This window comes from uncultured Alteromonas sp. (assembly GCF_963976965.1).
Taxonomy (GTDB): Bacteria; Pseudomonadota; Gammaproteobacteria; order Enterobacterales; family Alteromonadaceae; genus Alteromonas; species Alteromonas naphthalenivorans.
This window is the reverse complement of sequence record NZ_CAXBMP010000007.1, coordinates 88182-103606: the sequence shown is the minus strand read 5'-3', so window position 1 is coordinate 103606 and position 15425 is coordinate 88182. Positions and strand designations below refer to the sequence as shown.

General features: G+C 43.3%; 15 protein-coding genes. 9 read left to right on the top strand and 6 right to left on the bottom strand.

Features of this window, described 5'->3' with window-relative positions:
- The first annotated feature begins 6 nt into the window (after positions 1–6).
- Positions 7–849: a DUF2797 domain-containing protein gene (locus AAC006_RS07990; RefSeq protein WP_126872217.1), complete on the top strand. Its 843-nt coding sequence runs from the start codon at positions 7–9 to the stop codon at positions 847–849.
- A 284-nt stretch (positions 850–1133) separates the two neighbouring features.
- Here AAC006_RS07990 and AAC006_RS07985 read toward each other — a convergent pair whose 3' ends face one another.
- Both AAC006_RS07985 and AAC006_RS07980 read right to left on the bottom strand, forming a co-directional pair.
- Entirely contained in the window at positions 1134–1685 is a 552-nt protein-coding gene (locus AAC006_RS07985) for an NAD(P)H nitroreductase (RefSeq protein WP_126872216.1), read from the bottom strand.
- Between the two features lie 91 nt (positions 1686–1776).
- The gene (locus tag AAC006_RS07980) at positions 1777–2394 is read right to left on the bottom strand and encodes a DoxX family protein (protein ID WP_339348997.1); all 618 of its coding nucleotides are present in this window, start codon (positions 2392–2394) and stop codon (positions 1777–1779) included.
- A gap of 60 nt (positions 2395–2454) precedes the next feature.
- On the opposite strand from AAC006_RS07980, the gene AAC006_RS07975 reads away from it, so the two are divergent.
- The 3 genes from AAC006_RS07975 (at position 2455) to AAC006_RS07965 (ending at position 5163) form a co-directional block, all read left to right on the top strand.
- A complete protein-coding gene (locus AAC006_RS07975; RefSeq protein WP_013784382.1) occupies positions 2455–2664 on the top strand; it encodes a hypothetical protein in 210 nt (69 codons plus the stop codon).
- Between the two features lie 101 nt (positions 2665–2765).
- On the top strand, positions 2766–4631 hold the full coding sequence (sppA, locus tag AAC006_RS07970; protein ID WP_013784383.1) for a signal peptide peptidase SppA: 1866 nt from the start codon (positions 2766–2768) through the stop codon (positions 4629–4631).
- Positions 4632–4656: 25 nt separating this feature from the next.
- Positions 4657–5163, top strand: a complete 507-nt coding sequence (locus AAC006_RS07965) for a SprT family zinc-dependent metalloprotease (protein ID WP_083820145.1) — start codon at positions 4657–4659, stop codon at positions 5161–5163.
- A gap of 56 nt (positions 5164–5219) precedes the next feature.
- On the opposite strand, the gene yfbV is transcribed toward AAC006_RS07965, so the two are convergent.
- Positions 5220–5669: a terminus macrodomain insulation protein YfbV gene (gene yfbV, locus AAC006_RS07960; protein WP_288388411.1), complete on the bottom strand. Its 450-nt coding sequence runs from the start codon at positions 5667–5669 to the stop codon at positions 5220–5222.
- Between the two features lie 606 nt (positions 5670–6275).
- Here yfbV and trxB point away from each other — a divergent pair.
- The 4 genes from trxB to infA all read left to right on the top strand — a co-directional run bounded on the left by trxB (position 6276) and on the right by infA (position 9045).
- Complete coding sequence (gene trxB, locus AAC006_RS07955; protein WP_208805586.1) at positions 6276–7241, top strand: thioredoxin-disulfide reductase; 966 nt, start codon at positions 6276–6278, stop codon at positions 7239–7241.
- A gap of 53 nt (positions 7242–7294) precedes the next feature.
- Positions 7295–8041 carry a leucyl/phenylalanyl-tRNA--protein transferase gene (gene aat / locus AAC006_RS07950; RefSeq protein ID WP_013784388.1) on the top strand — a complete coding sequence of 249 codons (747 nt, stop codon included), beginning with the start codon at positions 7295–7297 and terminating at the stop codon, positions 8039–8041.
- Complete coding sequence (locus AAC006_RS07945; protein WP_013784389.1) at positions 8038–8751, top strand: arginyltransferase; 714 nt, start codon at positions 8038–8040, stop codon at positions 8749–8751. Before aat ends, AAC006_RS07945 begins: the two co-directional genes overlap by 4 nt.
- Before the next feature lie 75 nt (positions 8752–8826).
- The gene (infA, locus tag AAC006_RS07940; protein WP_013784390.1) at positions 8827–9045 is read left to right on the top strand and encodes a translation initiation factor IF-1; all 219 of its coding nucleotides are present in this window, start codon (positions 8827–8829) and stop codon (positions 9043–9045) included.
- 353 nt (positions 9046–9398) lie between these two features.
- Here infA and clpA read toward each other — a convergent pair whose 3' ends face one another.
- On the bottom strand, positions 9399–11675 hold the full coding sequence (gene clpA / locus AAC006_RS07935; RefSeq protein WP_013784392.1) for an ATP-dependent Clp protease ATP-binding subunit ClpA: 2277 nt from the start codon (positions 11673–11675) through the stop codon (positions 9399–9401).
- A 24-nt stretch (positions 11676–11699) separates the two neighbouring features.
- Entirely contained in the window at positions 11700–12020 is a 321-nt protein-coding gene (gene clpS / locus AAC006_RS07930; protein ID WP_129737954.1) for an ATP-dependent Clp protease adapter ClpS, read from the bottom strand.
- Between the two features lie 198 nt (positions 12021–12218).
- On the opposite strand from clpS, the gene cspD reads away from it, so the two are divergent.
- Entirely contained in the window at positions 12219–12437 is a 219-nt protein-coding gene (gene cspD, locus AAC006_RS07925; RefSeq protein WP_013784394.1) for a cold shock domain-containing protein CspD, read from the top strand.
- 408 nt (positions 12438–12845) lie between these two features.
- Here cspD and AAC006_RS07920 read toward each other — a convergent pair whose 3' ends face one another.
- Positions 12846–15065, bottom strand: a complete 2220-nt coding sequence (locus AAC006_RS07920) for an NADP-dependent isocitrate dehydrogenase (protein ID WP_208805585.1) — start codon at positions 15063–15065, stop codon at positions 12846–12848.
- Positions 15066–15425 lie beyond the last annotated feature (360 nt).

The window sequence follows — 15425 nt, the reverse complement described above, 5'->3', positions numbered from 1 at the left end:
TACACCATGACCACATCTTATAGCGGTGCGCTTAGAAAAATGCGCACTCATGCTGACGACAACAACACGGTAAACTACCAGCTTCCTATTGGAGAACACAAGGTAGATATAAACCCAGTTATCGGCCAAAAGGTTTCCCTAGATTTTACGGGCGACATTAACTGCGTACATTGCAATAGAAAGACCAAAAAAAGCTTTAGCCAAGGCTATTGCTACCCTTGCTTAATTTCATTAGCCCAATGCGATAGCTGTATTATTAAACCTGAAAAATGTCACTACCACGAAGGAACATGTCGAGAACCGCAATGGGGCGAAGAACACTGCTTTAGCGAGCACTTTGTGTACTTAGCTAACACCGGCAATGTAAAAGTCGGCATCACTCGCCACGTTACTGATGGGGTATCGTCCCGCTGGATGGATCAGGGTGCTACCCAAGCCACGGTCATGTTACGCGTAACAGACAGGCTCACCAGCGGCCTAGTGGAAATGCTTTGCAAAGAGCATATTGGCGATAAAACCAATTGGCGCACTATGTTGAAAAGTGCACCAGAACAGGTTGATTTACTTGAGGTAAAAGCCACTATATTGTCGAAAATTGCTGATGGATTAGCTCAAATTCAGCAGACAAAAGGGATACAAGCGGTGTCTGAAGCCGATGGTGAAGTGCATAACATTCACTACCCTGTTGATACTTATCCTGAAAAAATCAAATCGATTAACTTAGATAAAACCCCAGAATTTGAAGGCGTACTCACTGGAATTAAAGGCCAGTATTGGATGCTGGATGGCGACCGTGTTATCAATATCCGTAAATACGCCGGATACAATGTAAATCTGCATGTAGGATAAAGTTTGGGATAAGAGGTGGCTCAAATTGTAACACCGCCCCTTCCCGCGCAATCCGTGCAGATAATGTTGTCCTATACTTTGTCTGCACGGTTAGCTTTCTGCCTAAGCGTGTAACATAAAGTTTGTAACGCAAAGCTCGTAACGTTAATCTCGTAGCGCTAATCTCGTAGCGTTAATCTCTTAGCAATAACCTTGTAATGCAAAGCTCGTCACATAAACCTCTTAGCACCAACCCTATAGCATAAAGCGTGAAACTGCCGTCCAGCATTCAAAAAGCTAGGGGGTTAGCGCCAATATTCAAAGTAGTCAGAAGTATCACGTTCGGGTTTCGCCGCAGGTTCAAACGCTGGCGTACCTAAATATAAAAACCCAACTATCTCGTCGTCATCGTTTAAATCAAAACCACGCTTTACCGTATCGCAATGGGCATAACTTCCCGTTCTCCACATGCCATTAAACCCCTGGGCTACTGCAGCCATTTGCATAGCCATCACCCCACACGATGCAGAAGCAATTTGCTCTACACGGGGGACTTTTTCATGTTCAACATGCTTAGCAATCGCCACCACAATCATAGGTGCTCGACGAGGTAACTGCACTGCCCGCTCAATTTCTTTCTCAGACTTATCGTTATCGATAGCAGATTGCTCATATAAACTGCCTAGTTTATCTAGCCCTTTACCCTCACAAACGATAAAACGCCACGGCGTTAAACACGCATGATCAGGGGCACGAAGTGCAGCTTGCATAATGTTTTCAAGCGCATCACCTGACGGAGCAGGCGCAGTAAGTCTAGGTTGAGAGCTTCTGTTAAGCAGTAACGTAAGTGCATCCATTTCAGTATCCTATTATCGAACAAAGCGTTATGAAGATCCTACGTTCTATTATGAGAAAAGACCAGCATAGCGGGTCTATTTTAGGGGCAGGCTACCTAAAGTTGTTATCTCGCAACTTAGGGCGAAAGAAGTAATCAATACTTACATAGCGACCACCCCCATAGAAAAATAGCACCAGCAGCATCACAAAATAGGTAGCACCGAATTCAATATCATTATTTAGCACCACTAAACTACCACTGGAAGTAAGCCAATCGTAGTTGCCATACGTTTGCAGTAAAGATTTAGCAGCACTTAATTTCTCAGGTGCCGCCATGACACTGTCGTTCATCAAAATAGTGCCATCGGCTAGCCAAGATGATGCATCGGCAATGGCTAACCACCCGTTGTCGATGTGCACGGTGAATATGGCCACTAACATGGTTACCATCAACGGAATAGCCACCAACCTAGTAAGTAAACCGAGTAATAAGAATATACCGCCTACTAACTCAGCAGCAGTGGCTAGAAAAGCAAGCACGAGCGGAAATGGCAATCCCAATCCATAGTCTTCATTACCAAACCAGTCAACAATGGACGAAAAGCTGCTCGCCTTATTCCAACCAGCTTGAATCATGACAGGGGCTAAATAAAGCCTTAACAACAGTAATGGTATTCCATCTGCCACACTTAGTTTTTTAAAGAGGTTCGCGTATAATTGCTTTATCATTATCAAGCGCCTTGTTAATGGAGTTTGGTTTTTAACGTATTGTTATAGGAACGTGATGAAGTGAATAAACTTTCACTTAACAATAGAAAACAACCACGGGATACGCAAAAAACATCACCGCTTAAGCGGTTGTTTGTGCGTGGCCACAAAAAAGTAGGCTATAAAAAGACCACTGGCGACTTAATGATGCAACTAAGCGCGAATGATCATAAGCACATCGCTGAAGTGATTGCGCAATGGCTAACAGATGACGAGAATGCCCATAAGTGAGTGACTTTGCGGTACAATCACAAACAATTACAAATAAGTTAGCGATCTAGTTTCGATTCGGTAACATAATAGAGTTAAACAAACAGAAGGTAATGTAATTTATGGCTGCCAAAGGAAACTGGACTAAATCCTTATTTATTGGCCTGTGGACGGTTTTAAACTTCACCCGTAAGCTTTTTTTCAATGTCATTTTTCTGGTGATTTTTGTTGGCATAATCATTGCGATTACCTCTCAAGAAGACGACCAACTTACGGTTAAAGCGAATAGTGCGCTTTTACTTACGTTGAACGGACAACTTGTTATTGAAAAAGAGTCTGTCGATCCCTTTGAACAGTTTTTACAAGATGCCATGGGGTCAGAGCCTGATAACCCAGAAGTGCTAGTGCGTGATGTCGTAAAGGTTATCGAAAACGCTAAGCAAGACAGACGGATTAAAGCGTTAGTTTTAGACCTTCAAGGTTTATCTGGCGGCGGTTTAGACAAACTTCGCACAGTTGCGCGCGCCATCAACGATTTCAAAACCTCTGAAAAGCCTGTTTACGCTATTGGTGACTACTACACTAAAGAGCAGTACTACCTTGCGTCTCATGCGAATCACGTTTATCTCAATCCTATGGGTTCATTACTGCTAGATGGCTATGGTCGTTATGGCATGTATTTCAAAGATTTCCTGGAAAAACTTAAAGTTACTACACATATTTTCCGCGTGGGTACTTATAAATCTGCCGTAGAACCACTTATTCGCAACGATATGTCTGAAGCGGCCAAAGAAGCTGAGCGTAAATGGTTAGACGGTTACTGGCAGCAATATAAAGAAGACGTTGCTGCGGCCCGTGGCATCCCACTTTCCAACTTTGATGAAACCTTGGAAGGCTTACTGGCTAAGTTTGAACAAGCTGGTGGGGATTTTGCAAATTACGCATTACAAAATAATTGGGTAGATGCACTAAAAACCCGAGAAGAGGTTCGCGTTGAACTTACCGGTCTTGTGGGCGAAAACGAAGACAATCACGGTGTTAACGTGACTAACTTTAACACCTACTTGAAAGTCGTTAATCCTCCCCTACCGTCTATCAATAGTGACATCGATAAGGTGGCTATTGTGGTAGCGAAGGGCACTATTTTAAATGGCAATCAAAAAGCGGGCACCATTGGCGGCGACAGTACTGCACGGTTATTGCGTAAAGCACGTCTAGATGAAAACGTTAAAGCAGTAGTACTGCAAATAGATTCCCCAGGGGGCAGTACGTTAGGTTCAGAGATTATCCGCCAAGAAGTACTTGAGTTGAAAAACGCAGGTAAACCGGTGGTGGTTTCTATGAGTACTTACGCTGCATCAGGCGGTTATTGGATTGCAGCAAACGCCGATCGCATTTTTGCCAGCCCAAGCACTATTACTGGCTCTATCGGCGTATTCGGCATGTTTATGACATACGAAAACTCACTTGATTACTTAGGCATTCATAGTGATGGTGTTGGCTCGAATGAGCTAGCGGGTTTCTCAGCAGTACGCCCTTTAGCACCAGAATTTGGTCAAATTTTGCAACGTAATGTTGAAACTAGCTACGGTAACTTCTTATCTTTGGTATCGAACGCCCGAGATATGACGGTAGATGAAGTAGATGACGTTGCACAAGGCCGTGTATGGATTGGTACCGACGCCTTAGAACTTGGACTAGTTGATGAACTGGGCACGCTAGAAGACGCTGTTAATGCCGCGGCAGAATTCGCTGCACTAGAAAACTACGATACATTCTATGTTCAACGTACACTTTCAGCACAAGAACTGTTTTGGAAAGAGTTCTTCGGTCAAGCCTTTACGTTTGTTGGAAAGTGGCAGTTTGCTAACTCAGACTCTGCGCTAATTAATGAATTTAAACGTGTATTAGGCGAGTTCAGTATTTTCAACGAACTGAACGACCCGATGGGTACCTATATTCTTTGCCTGCAGTGCCAAGTAGAATAATTAGTCACGTAGGTAAGGTACTACTATAGCAAACCATGATTTAACCTCTCTACAGCGTCAGCACATTGCTGATGCTGTAGAAGGCTGCTACCAACGCGCTGATGAATATTTTAAGCGCACATTCCCCCGCCCTGCGCTTACCTTTAGACGCTCTGGTAAAAATGCAGGCACTGCGTTTCTTCAACAAAATCGCATTAACTTACACCCCGAACTATTCAAACAGAATGAACACGAATTTATCGAAGATGTCATTCCCCATGAAGTGAGCCATTTACTTACTTGGCAATTATTCAAAAAGGTAAAACCCCACGGTGTGGAATGGCAGGCGATTATGGTTGATGTGTTTAAGCGTCCGGCTAACGCTACCCACAGTTTTGATGTAAAAGGCGTGATTGGTAAGTTGTTCAACTATGCCTGCCTTTGCAGTTCACACCAACTGACAATAAGACGACACAACAAAATTTTAAAAGGGGCGCAGTACAAGTGCCGAAAATGCAATGGCGTACTTGTAGAAGAAAAGTTAGTTAATTAGTTGGTTAATTCGCTAGCTCGCGAACGTGCTTCGACAAAGTAACAAGCAACCGTATTTTAGCGGAACCAATGTTTAGTAAATACATTATCTAAATCATTAAAAGCAGTTTTGAGCAACGCTGCCAATTCTTTATATTTCGGTTTCGATTTGACCGACGATACATTACAACCTTCAGAGCGCATCTTGCTGTGAATATCTAGATACCAGCTATTTAACTGCGGTGGTAAGTATTGGTTTGAACGATGACCCAACCACAATAATCCCTGAAGCGGAATACTGAGAAAGAATGCACCTATAGTGATAGTTTGGGGGAAATAGTCTGTGCCCATGTTCTGAAGTAACAGTACGCAAGAGAGTATCGCCGCAGGTGGCATGGTCTTTATAGCAAAACGCGTGGCTGCAACCACCCTACATTCAGGGAAGTAGGCATACAGTTCTTTTTTGACGGGCCAGGTTTTCATGTAGTGCTGGCCATCTTTTAGCATTGTTATCACAGACTGTGACATAAACCACCTCATTTCGCTTCAGTAAGTAGCGCACTCTGGATACTTGTTCTTATTCACTAATAGCCAGTTGGCGCCGCTTTAACGCCGTATTGGCTCGTGACTATCGCAAATTAAAACGCTATGCATATTTAAACGCTGTTTTTGCCATAAAGCTCAGTGATAATACAAACACTTAATTATTACCCCAGCGCTCAAGGTTAATATGGTGTCTAAACATGATTTCTAAAGCACAGATTTAACGTATTGCTACAACATGAATTGTAATACGAATTTCGCCTAATACAACGCAAGTTCGTCGCAATATCGCCGCCTTTTATTATAAATAATTTAAAAACAGACTTAATTGCATAATTAATTATCACCAAGTACATCAGATGGGTGACTTTTCATCATCATGAAGGCATCATAATGCCCTTCTTTCAGTGCTATTGTGCGAAGGTATCGTGTTTTTCAAAGGTATTGGCCGATTAGCAGTTGAAAAAGCAAGGTACAGTCCTTACCTAGCTACCTATAGCGTAGTGACAGCGCGACAGACAGTTGGCAAGCTTCGCTTCAAAATTATAGCAGAATTCAGCCCGGATAAATGGGCATTAGTTGGAGATACAAATGGCAGATAACAGACATGTTCGCCTACTTATTTTAGGATCGGGCCCAGCAGGCTACTCAGCGGCAGTTTATGCAGCTAGAGCAAACCTAGAACCTGTGCTTTTGACGGGGATCCAGCAAGGCGGACAGCTTACTACGACCACAGAAGTAGAAAACTGGCCAGGCGATCCTGAAGGACTAACCGGTCCTGACCTTATGGTTCGTATGCAAAAGCATGCAGAGAAGTTCGATACTGAAATTATCTTCGACCATATTAATAAAACAGACTTAACCAAGCGTCCTTTCACTCTTTATGGTGACAGTGGCACATACACGTGTGACGCCTTAATTATTGCCACAGGTGCATCTGCTAAATATCTTGGTATGGAATCTGAACAAGCGTTTATGGGTAAAGGGGTTTCGGCCTGTGCTACCTGTGACGGCTTTTTCTATCGTAACCAAAAAGTAGCGGTCATTGGCGGTGGTAATACCGCAGTGGAAGAAGCCTTGTATTTATCTAACATTGCGTCTGAAGTTCACGTTGTGCATCGCCGTGATACTTTCCGTAGTGAAAAAATTCTTGAACAGCGTCTTCGCGACAAAGCGGAAAATGGCAATGTGGTATTACACTTAGACCATACCCTTGATGAAGTCATGGGTGACGAAATGGGTGTAACGAAAATTCGTATTAAAGAAACCGATGGTGAAGCCACCGAAGAAATTGATGTAATGGGTCTTTTCGTGGCTATCGGCCACAAGCCTAATACTGACATTTTCGCTGAACAGCTTGAAATGAAAGACGGCTACATTGTGGTAAATAGCGGCTTGCATGGCAATGCAACGCAAACCAGTGTTGAAGGTGTATTTGCTGCCGGTGATGTGAGCGACCATATCTACCGTCAAGCAATAACGTCTGCGGGAACAGGCTGTATGGCTGCGTTAGATGCAGAAAAATACTTAGATGGCTTTATGCCTGAGCAAGGCTAAGCCTTGTTCGATTTCAAGCCCTGCCATTTTCAGGGCTTGATGTCTTTCCTTTTATGATAGCGCTGCCTTATTTAGACATTGATACACCCTTTCCTCCTGTATCTGAAGCACTTGACGATCCAAACGGCCTACTAGCCTTTGGCGCAGATCTTAGCGCCCAGCGTCTTTTTTCTGCCTATTCTAGCGGAATATTTCCTTGGTTTAGCGATGATGAACCCTTGTTGTGGTGGTCGCCCAATCCACGTTCTATTATCGAGTTAGATGATTTTGTGTGTTCGAAAAGTTTACGCAAACTGGCTCGACAAAAGCGCTACAAGGTGACGTTAAATCACGCCTTCGATTCTGTGATTAATGCCTGTGCCAATATTCCACGTAAGAATCCGAATTCACAAGCGCCCAGTCAAGACACCTGGATAACAGAAGATATGCAAAAAGCTTACAGTTATTTGCATCAGCTTGGTTTAGCGCATTCGGTAGAAGTGTGGGACGGTGATGCGCTTGTTGGAGGCTTATACGGCGTAGGTGTAGGGAAAGTGTATTGCGGTGAGTCTATGTTTCACAAACAAAGCAACACCTCTAAATTGGCTATGCTAGCGTTAGTTGAGCACATGAAGCGTAACGAGATGGCATTCATTGATTGTCAGCTGCCAACGGATCATCTTGCCTCACTGGGTGCGAAAACAATTTTCCGTAACGAATTTATTGAAAAACTGCAAACTAGCAACCACACTCTAACCGATGAAGGCTCTTTAACTACCGACTACATGCATCAGTGGCATCCGCAGGTTATCACACCGTGAGATTTGGAATTACGCAATCTTTTGATTGTAGCTATTTGCCCAATCAACAAGAACAATTACTGGTTTATGCCGAATCAGATAACCAGCTTGCGTGGCGTTACGGTCAACTTATTCAAGTAGGGTTTAGACGCAGCGGTGAGCAAATCTACCGCCCACACTGTCCAGACTGTCATGCCTGTGAATCGGTAAGAATACCGGTGGCTACTTTTTGTCCTTCTAAAAGTCAAAAGCGTATACTCAATCGCAACCAACATTTTGTAGTAACCAGCGCCAAGAGCGCCAATCATTTATATTACCCATTGTACGAGAAATATATTTGCGCCCGGCACACCGATGGTAGTATGTATCCGCCTTCTAGCGAACAGTTTGAAAACTTTATTTTGTGCGAGTGGAAACGCCCCCAATTTATTGAAGCCTACGATGGCGATACGTTGATTGCAGTAGCAGTGACAGACACCATCGACAATGGCGAAGAGCATCAAGCCTTATCGGCACTTTATACTTTTTACGATCCTGATTATCACTCATCGTCTCTTGGGACGTGGATGATCATGATGCAAATCGAGCAGGCAAAGCAACAAGAACGAGATTTTGTCTACTTGGGATATTACGTAGAAGAATGCCAAAAAATGTCTTATAAGCATAAATTTTTCCCTTATGAGCAATTTTCTGGCAACAAATGGCACCGTTTTGATAAAAAACCTGCTTAATCGCTTTACACGCAACGCAAGATTGGTTAATGTCTGCGCGGCAAAAAATTTGAATTACTGAGGTAACTGCTTTACATGGCAAAAGAAGATTGTATTGAAATGGAAGGTACGGTTCAAGACACCCTACCTAATACTATGTTCCGTGTTGAACTAGAGAATGGTCACGTAGTGACAGCACATATTTCTGGTAAGATGCGTAAAAACTATATCCGAATTCTTACTGGCGATAAGGTCACTGTTGAGATGACTCCTTATGACCTAACAAAAGGTCGTATCATTTATCGCGCCAGATAATGAGCCATTTAGCGGTCAACGCATTCCAAAAAAAAGCCCAATGTAAATCATTGGGCTTTTTTGTATGTGTAGAGTTAAGCCCCGCGAAGGCATTTGGCAGTACCCTAACGCTTGGGGTTTAGCATTAAAGTGTTTGGGTTTGCATTTGGGGTTTGGGTTTAGCGCTTAGTATTTGACACTTAGAATTTGGCACTTTGCATCAACAGGCAATCAAACTGCCTAGCCCTTTCACGTTTATCGCGTTTATCGCGTTAGAGGCTCAAGGTTTTAAAAACAAAAAAAATGCCACCCCCTTTCAGGCGCAGCATTTTTTATTCAACATTACACGTCTAGTGCAACAAGATCACTAGGTGTTAGCTAGACTCTGTTTCTTCTTTAACTGCATCAACGCCCGAATATTCAAACTCCAACTTATCGTCGTTCAAATCTACTTTAACGTCGCCGCCTTTCGTTAATTCACCAAACAGCAATTCATTCGCCAGTTCTTTCTTAATCTCTTCTTTGATTAAGCGAGACATAGGACGGGCACCCATGGACTTGTCGTAGCCCTTCTCGGCTAAATAAGCACGTGCTGCAGGGGTAACCTCTAAAGATACTCCTTTAACGTCCAGCTGCGCCTGAAGCTCGATAATGAACTTATCAACAACCTGCAAGATAACCTCGGCATCAAGGTGATTAAACCAGATAATGCCGTCTAAGCGGTTTCTGAATTCAGGGGTAAACACCTTGTTGATTTCAGATAGCGCATCGTGGCTATGATCTTGCTGTTTAAAGCCAATAGACTTGCGCACCGTTTCTTGTACACCCGCATTGGTCGTCATTACCAATACTACATTTCTGAAGTCTACCTTCCGGCCATTGTTGTCGGTAAGCGTACCGTGATCCATGACCTGCAACAGAATGTTGTAGATATCACTGTGCGCTTTCTCGATTTCATCTAGCAGTACCACTGAGTATGGGTTTTTAATAACCGCATCGGTTAACAATCCACCTTGCTCAAAACCTACATAACCTGGAGGCGCACCAATCAAACGGCTAACCGCATGGCGTTCCATGTACTCAGACATATCGAAACGAACCAACTCAACGCCCATTATTTTAGCAAGTTGCTGCGTGACTTCGGTTTTACCCACACCGGTAGGCCCTGCAAACAAGAAACTACCAATTGGTTTTTCTTCCGCACCCAACCCTGAACGCGATAGCAAAATAGCGTCGTTAAGCGTCTCTATGGCTTTGTCTTGGCCAAACACCATCATTTTAAGGTTGCGGCCAAGGTTCTTAAGTACTTCTTTGTCAGACGCGGAGACAGACTTTTCAGGGATTCGAGCCATCTTCGCAATAATCTGCTCAATATCCCCTACCCCAATCGTCTTCTTACGCTTCGATTGCGGCAACAAGCGCTGGCTTGCTCCGGCTTCGTCCATCACGTCAATAGCCTTATCAGGCAAGTGACGTTCGTTTATGTACTTAGCCGAAAGCTCAGCTGCAGCCTGAATAGCTTTTTGTGTATAGCGTACGTTGTGATGATCTTCATATCGGCTTTTAAGGCCAAGTAGAATTTTGGTAGTGTCGCTTACGCTTGGCTCAGTCACATCCACTTTTTGGAAACGACGGGCCAAGGCTCTGTCTTTTTCAAAAATACCTTGGTATTCCTGATAAGTTGTTGAGCCAATACAACGAAGTTCACCGCTTGAAAGCTTAGGCTTCAGCAAGTTAGATGCATCCATAACACCGCCAGATGCCGCACCAGCACCAATGATGGTATGAATTTCATCAATAAACAAAATGGCGTCTTCGTCTTTCGACAATTCTTTCAATATCGCTTTTAAGCGTTTCTCGAAATCACCACGATATTTAGTGCCGGCTAGTAGGCCACCTAAGTCTAGCGAGTAAACGGTACTGTTGCTGATAACTTCAGGCACGTCTTCGTTTACAATTCGATAGGCTAACCCTTCAGCAATAGCGGTTTTACCTACGCCAGCTTCACCCACAAGCAGCGGGTTATTTTTTCTACGGCGACACAAAATCTGAATCGTGCGCTCGACTTCTTTATCGCGCCCAATCAATGGGTCTACCTTGCCTTCTTTGGCGTGGCGATTTAAATCTGTCGCGTATTTACTTAGTGCCGACCCGCTTTCTTCACCGCCTTCACCCTCTTCACCCGTTTCTGGGTTAAGTGGCGCATCATCTTCGGCTTTACTCACACCGTGACTAATGAAGTTAACAATATCTAAGCGGGTTACATCAGACTTTTTGAGAATGAAAACGGCTTGAGACTCTTGCTCACTGAAAATAGCCACGAGTACGTTGGCACCAGTGACTTCTTCTTTACCAGATGATTGCACATGGAAAACTGCACGTTGGAGCACGCGCTGAAAACCTAAGGTAGGCTGTGTCTCTCGTTCGTTCATTTGCTCGTCAAGAATCAACGGGGTAGTGTCTTTAACGAAAGAAATCAGCTCACTTTTAATTGCTTCAATATCCGCACCGCAGGCATGCAGTGCTTCACGGGCTGCCGAGTTATCAAGTAGCGCCAGCAATAAATGCTCGACCGTCATAAACTCATGGCGATGTTCTCTGGCAAATACAAACGCATCATTCAACGTCTGTTCTAATTCTTTATTTAACATATCGCTCGCCCTCTACAAATTGACTTACGCCTGTTCCATAGTACACATAAGCGGATGACTGTGCTTACGTGCATACTGATTTACCTGCATCACCTTGGTCTCTGCTATCTCAGCAGTAAAAATGCCACAAACTGCCTTACCTTGGTAGTGTACTGTTAGCATAATTTGATGCGCTTTCTCAGCATCCATATTGAAAAATTGCATGAGCACTTCAATTACAAAATCCATTGGCGTGTAATCGTCGTTGTTCAACAACACTTTATACATTGGCGGCGGCTGCGTTTTTTGGCGCTGCGCGTCTTTCAGTTTTTCCCGTTCGATGCTAATGGCGTTGTCTCTACTCATAATTAATAATAGTGCTTTGTTGGCAGATGTCTCACTAACTTTAGGATAAAATTAATTTACATTTGCTCTTGACATAATATGGTTAAAAAATCTACATTTTAGAGGTGACATTGTTGCATTGAAAACAAGTCACTCTGCCTTCAATTATATTGTGGGGGCATAATCGTGTTAGTTCAAGGATTAAGAGGAAGTCGTAGTATGGCGATTGGCAAAGTTAAATGGTTTAACAACGCGAAAGGATTTGGTTTTATTGTACCTGAAGATGGTGGCGAAGATATTTTTGCTCACTATTCTACTATCCAAATGGAAGGATATCGCTCACTCAAAGCTGGTCAGGAAGTCACTTATGACGTGCAACAGGGCCCTAAAGGCCTGCACGCTGAAAACATAGGCTTCAAAGAAGAACCAGAGCGTTAAGTAACACCAAACAAATTCTACAGAAGCCTGTTGTTGCCTACTTAGGCAGCAGTGGGTTTTTTCTTAGGGAGTCGACAATCGTTCACTCTCATAGATGAGTCTGCTCTACTCTTTTTATTAAATTTTCTTTATTTCCTCGCAACGCTTCTTTTAATTATTACTTATTTTTAAATATTCTGAGTTTAATTCAGATAAATTGCCTTTCTGCTCACTCACATTGTTAGATTAAATTGCACTAACCAGCAAAAAACCAAAATTAATTAGCATAAAGATAAGTAAATTTTTTAAAAATTTACTCCGATAGGATTGTTTTAAATGTTAATAAATATAAAAAAAGCGCCCCTGACTATTTGGTCAGGGGCGCTTTTAAAACAGGTGACTAAAAAATCAGTAACCTATTTAGTTTTATTAAGCGTTTAGAATCGCTTTCAAGGTTTCACTAGGCGACATAGTGGCCTCTAGTTTCTCTGAATCAGGGTAGTAGTAACCACCGATATCCTGAGGCTTACCTTGAGATTCATCAATCTCAGTAATGATTGTATCGATTTTAGCCGATAGTTCGTCATATACCGCTTTAAACTGCGCCGCTAAGTCAGCGTCTTCAGTTTGGTTAGCCACTTCTTCTGCCCAGTACAAACCAAGATAAACGTGGCTACCACGGTTATCTAATTGGCCAGCTTTACGCATTGGTGACTTACCATTGTTTAGCAGTGTCTCTGTCGCTTTGTCTAACGCTGTAGCGATAATCTTAGCTTTCTTGTTGTCGTGCTTAATTGCCACGTCTTCAAGTGAAACCGCTAACGCCAAGAATTCACCTAATGAATCCCAACGAAGGTGACCTTCTTCAACGAATTGTTGAACGTGCTTAGGTGCACTACCACCTGCGCCAGTTTCATACAAACCGCCACCTGCCATTAGAGGCACAATTGAAAGCATTTTAGCACTGGTGCCGAGCTCAAGAATTGGGAACAAGTCAGTGAGGTAATCACGCAGTACGTTACCAGTTACTGAAATAGTATCTAGTCCGCGAATTGCACGTTCCATGCTGAAACGAATCGCGCGAACAGGTGCCATAATTGAAATGTCTAAACCTGACGTATCGTGGTCTTTCAAGTAGGTTTCTACTTTCGTGATCAGCTGTGCATCGTGAGCACGCTCATCATCTAACCAAAATACAGCTGGCATACCAGATTGACGTGCACGGGTAACTGCTAGCTTAACCCAGTCTTGAATAGGTGCGTCTTTCACCTGACACATACGCCAGATATCATCTTCTTCAACAGCATGCTCCATCAATACGTTACCGTCTTGATCGACAACTTGTACTGTACCGTCAGCTTCCATTTCAAACGTTTTATCGTGTGAACCGTACTCTTCAGCTTTCTGCGCCATCAAACCAACGTTAGGTACTGTACCCATTGTAGTTGGATCGAATGCACCGTGAGTTTTACAGAAGTTAATCACTTCTTGGTAAATAGTGGCATAAGTACTTTCAGGAATAACCGCTTTAGTATCGTGCGACTTTCCATCCGGTCCCCACATTTGACCTGAGTTACGGATCATTGCAGGCATTGAAGCATCTACAATTACGTCACTTGGTACGTGTAGGTTAGAAATACCTTTGTCTGAGTTTACCATTGCGATAGGTGGGCGGTCGGCATAACAAGCATTGATGTCTTTTTGAATTTCAGAACGCTGAGACTCAGGAAGGCTAGCAATTTTATCGTATACGCTACCAAGACCGTTATTAGCGTTAACGCCTAGCTCTTCAAACAAGTCGCCCCATTTTTCGAACAAGTCTTTGTAGAATACTTTAACGCAGTGACCGAATACGATGGGGTGAGACACCTTCATCATTGTTGCTTTAACGTGTAGCGAGAATAAAACGCCTGTGTTTTTCGCATCTTCAATTTGTTCTTCGAAGAATTCACACAAGGCTTTTTTGCTCATGTACATAGCGTCAATAACTTCACCAGCAAGCAAGCTTACTTTAGGCTTAAGCGTTTTCTTGCTGCCGTCTTTTCCGGTGAACTCAATGCTTACGTAACCTTCTTTTTCTACAGTTACTGATTTTTCACCTGAATAGAAATCGCCACCGCGCATGTGCGCTACGTGAGTACGTGATGCTTGTGACCACTCGCCCATTGAATGCGGGTGCTTGCGCGCAAAATTCTTAACCGCAGTAGGTGCGCGGCGGTCTGAGTTACCTTCACGTAATACAGGGTTTACTGCACTACCTAGAACCTTGCCGTAACGCTCACGAATCTCTTGGTCTTCGTCAGTTTTAGGCGAATCTGGGAAAGCCGGTACGTTAAAGCCTTTTTCGTTTAGCTCAGCGATAGTGGCGCGCAACTGAGGAATAGACGCACTTACATTTGGTAGCTTAATGATGTTAGCTTCAGGATCTTGCGTCATTTCACCAAGTTCAGATAACGTATCGGTTACACGTTGCTCTTCAGAAAGAAACTCGGGAAAAGTAGCCAACACACGGGCCGCAAGAGAAATATCGCTTAGCTCTACTTCAACATCAGCAGCACTAGCAAACTTCTTAATAATAGGAAGCAACGAGTACGTCGCCAGCATTGGCGCTTCATCTGTTTTAGTATAGATGATCTTAGACTTGGTCATTATGTACCTCAATGTTGTCGGTAGCGTACTACCGTTTTAGTCCATTAGTCGCACTAACACAAAGCATGTGGAAAGCCTTCGGTCACTACGATACGTAATTGATGTTTTATGTTCTGTTGCACTTAACAACAGAACCACTTGTTGTTTTCGTCCTCGTGCTGAGATTAACGCAACCTTCATGCACTCAACACGAATGGGCAGTCTGTTATTTTTATAACTGCGAACATTAGTATAAGGTCGAAACTTTTAGTTACAAGTCATACCATTGTCTTAACCGACGACTTGCCTGAATTTCGCCGAATTTCCCGCACATTTTTATGCCCTTTATTGTTTTAGCTTTGTCTTACTCGGGCAGTTTTT

Excerpts from the sequence above, each read along its gene's own strand:
- AAC006_RS07990 (WP_126872217.1), top strand. The coding sequence starts at position 7 with ATGACCACATCTTATAGCGGTGCGCTTAGAAAAATGCGCACTCATGCT.
- AAC006_RS07985 (WP_126872216.1), bottom strand. The coding sequence starts at position 1,685 with ATGGATGCACTTACGTTACTGCTTAACAGAAGCTCTCAACCTAGACTT.
- AAC006_RS07980 (WP_339348997.1), bottom strand. The coding sequence starts at position 2,394 with ATGATAAAGCAATTATACGCGAACCTCTTTAAAAAACTAAGTGTGGCA.
- sppA (WP_013784383.1), top strand. The coding sequence starts at position 2,766 with ATGGCTGCCAAAGGAAACTGGACTAAATCCTTATTTATTGGCCTGTGG.
- yfbV (WP_288388411.1), bottom strand. The coding sequence starts at position 5,669 with ATGTCACAGTCTGTGATAACAATGCTAAAAGATGGCCAGCACTACATG.
- trxB (WP_208805586.1), top strand. The coding sequence starts at position 6,276 with ATGGCAGATAACAGACATGTTCGCCTACTTATTTTAGGATCGGGCCCA.
- aat (WP_013784388.1), top strand. The coding sequence starts at position 7,295 with ATGATAGCGCTGCCTTATTTAGACATTGATACACCCTTTCCTCCTGTA.
- infA (WP_013784390.1), top strand. The coding sequence starts at position 8,827 with ATGGCAAAAGAAGATTGTATTGAAATGGAAGGTACGGTTCAAGACACC.
- clpA (WP_013784392.1), bottom strand. The coding sequence starts at position 11,675 with ATGTTAAATAAAGAATTAGAACAGACGTTGAATGATGCGTTTGTATTT.
- clpS (WP_129737954.1), bottom strand. The coding sequence starts at position 12,020 with ATGAGTAGAGACAACGCCATTAGCATCGAACGGGAAAAACTGAAAGAC.
- cspD (WP_013784394.1), top strand. The coding sequence starts at position 12,219 with ATGGCGATTGGCAAAGTTAAATGGTTTAACAACGCGAAAGGATTTGGT.
- AAC006_RS07920 (WP_208805585.1), bottom strand. The coding sequence starts at position 15,065 with ATGACCAAGTCTAAGATCATCTATACTAAAACAGATGAAGCGCCAATG.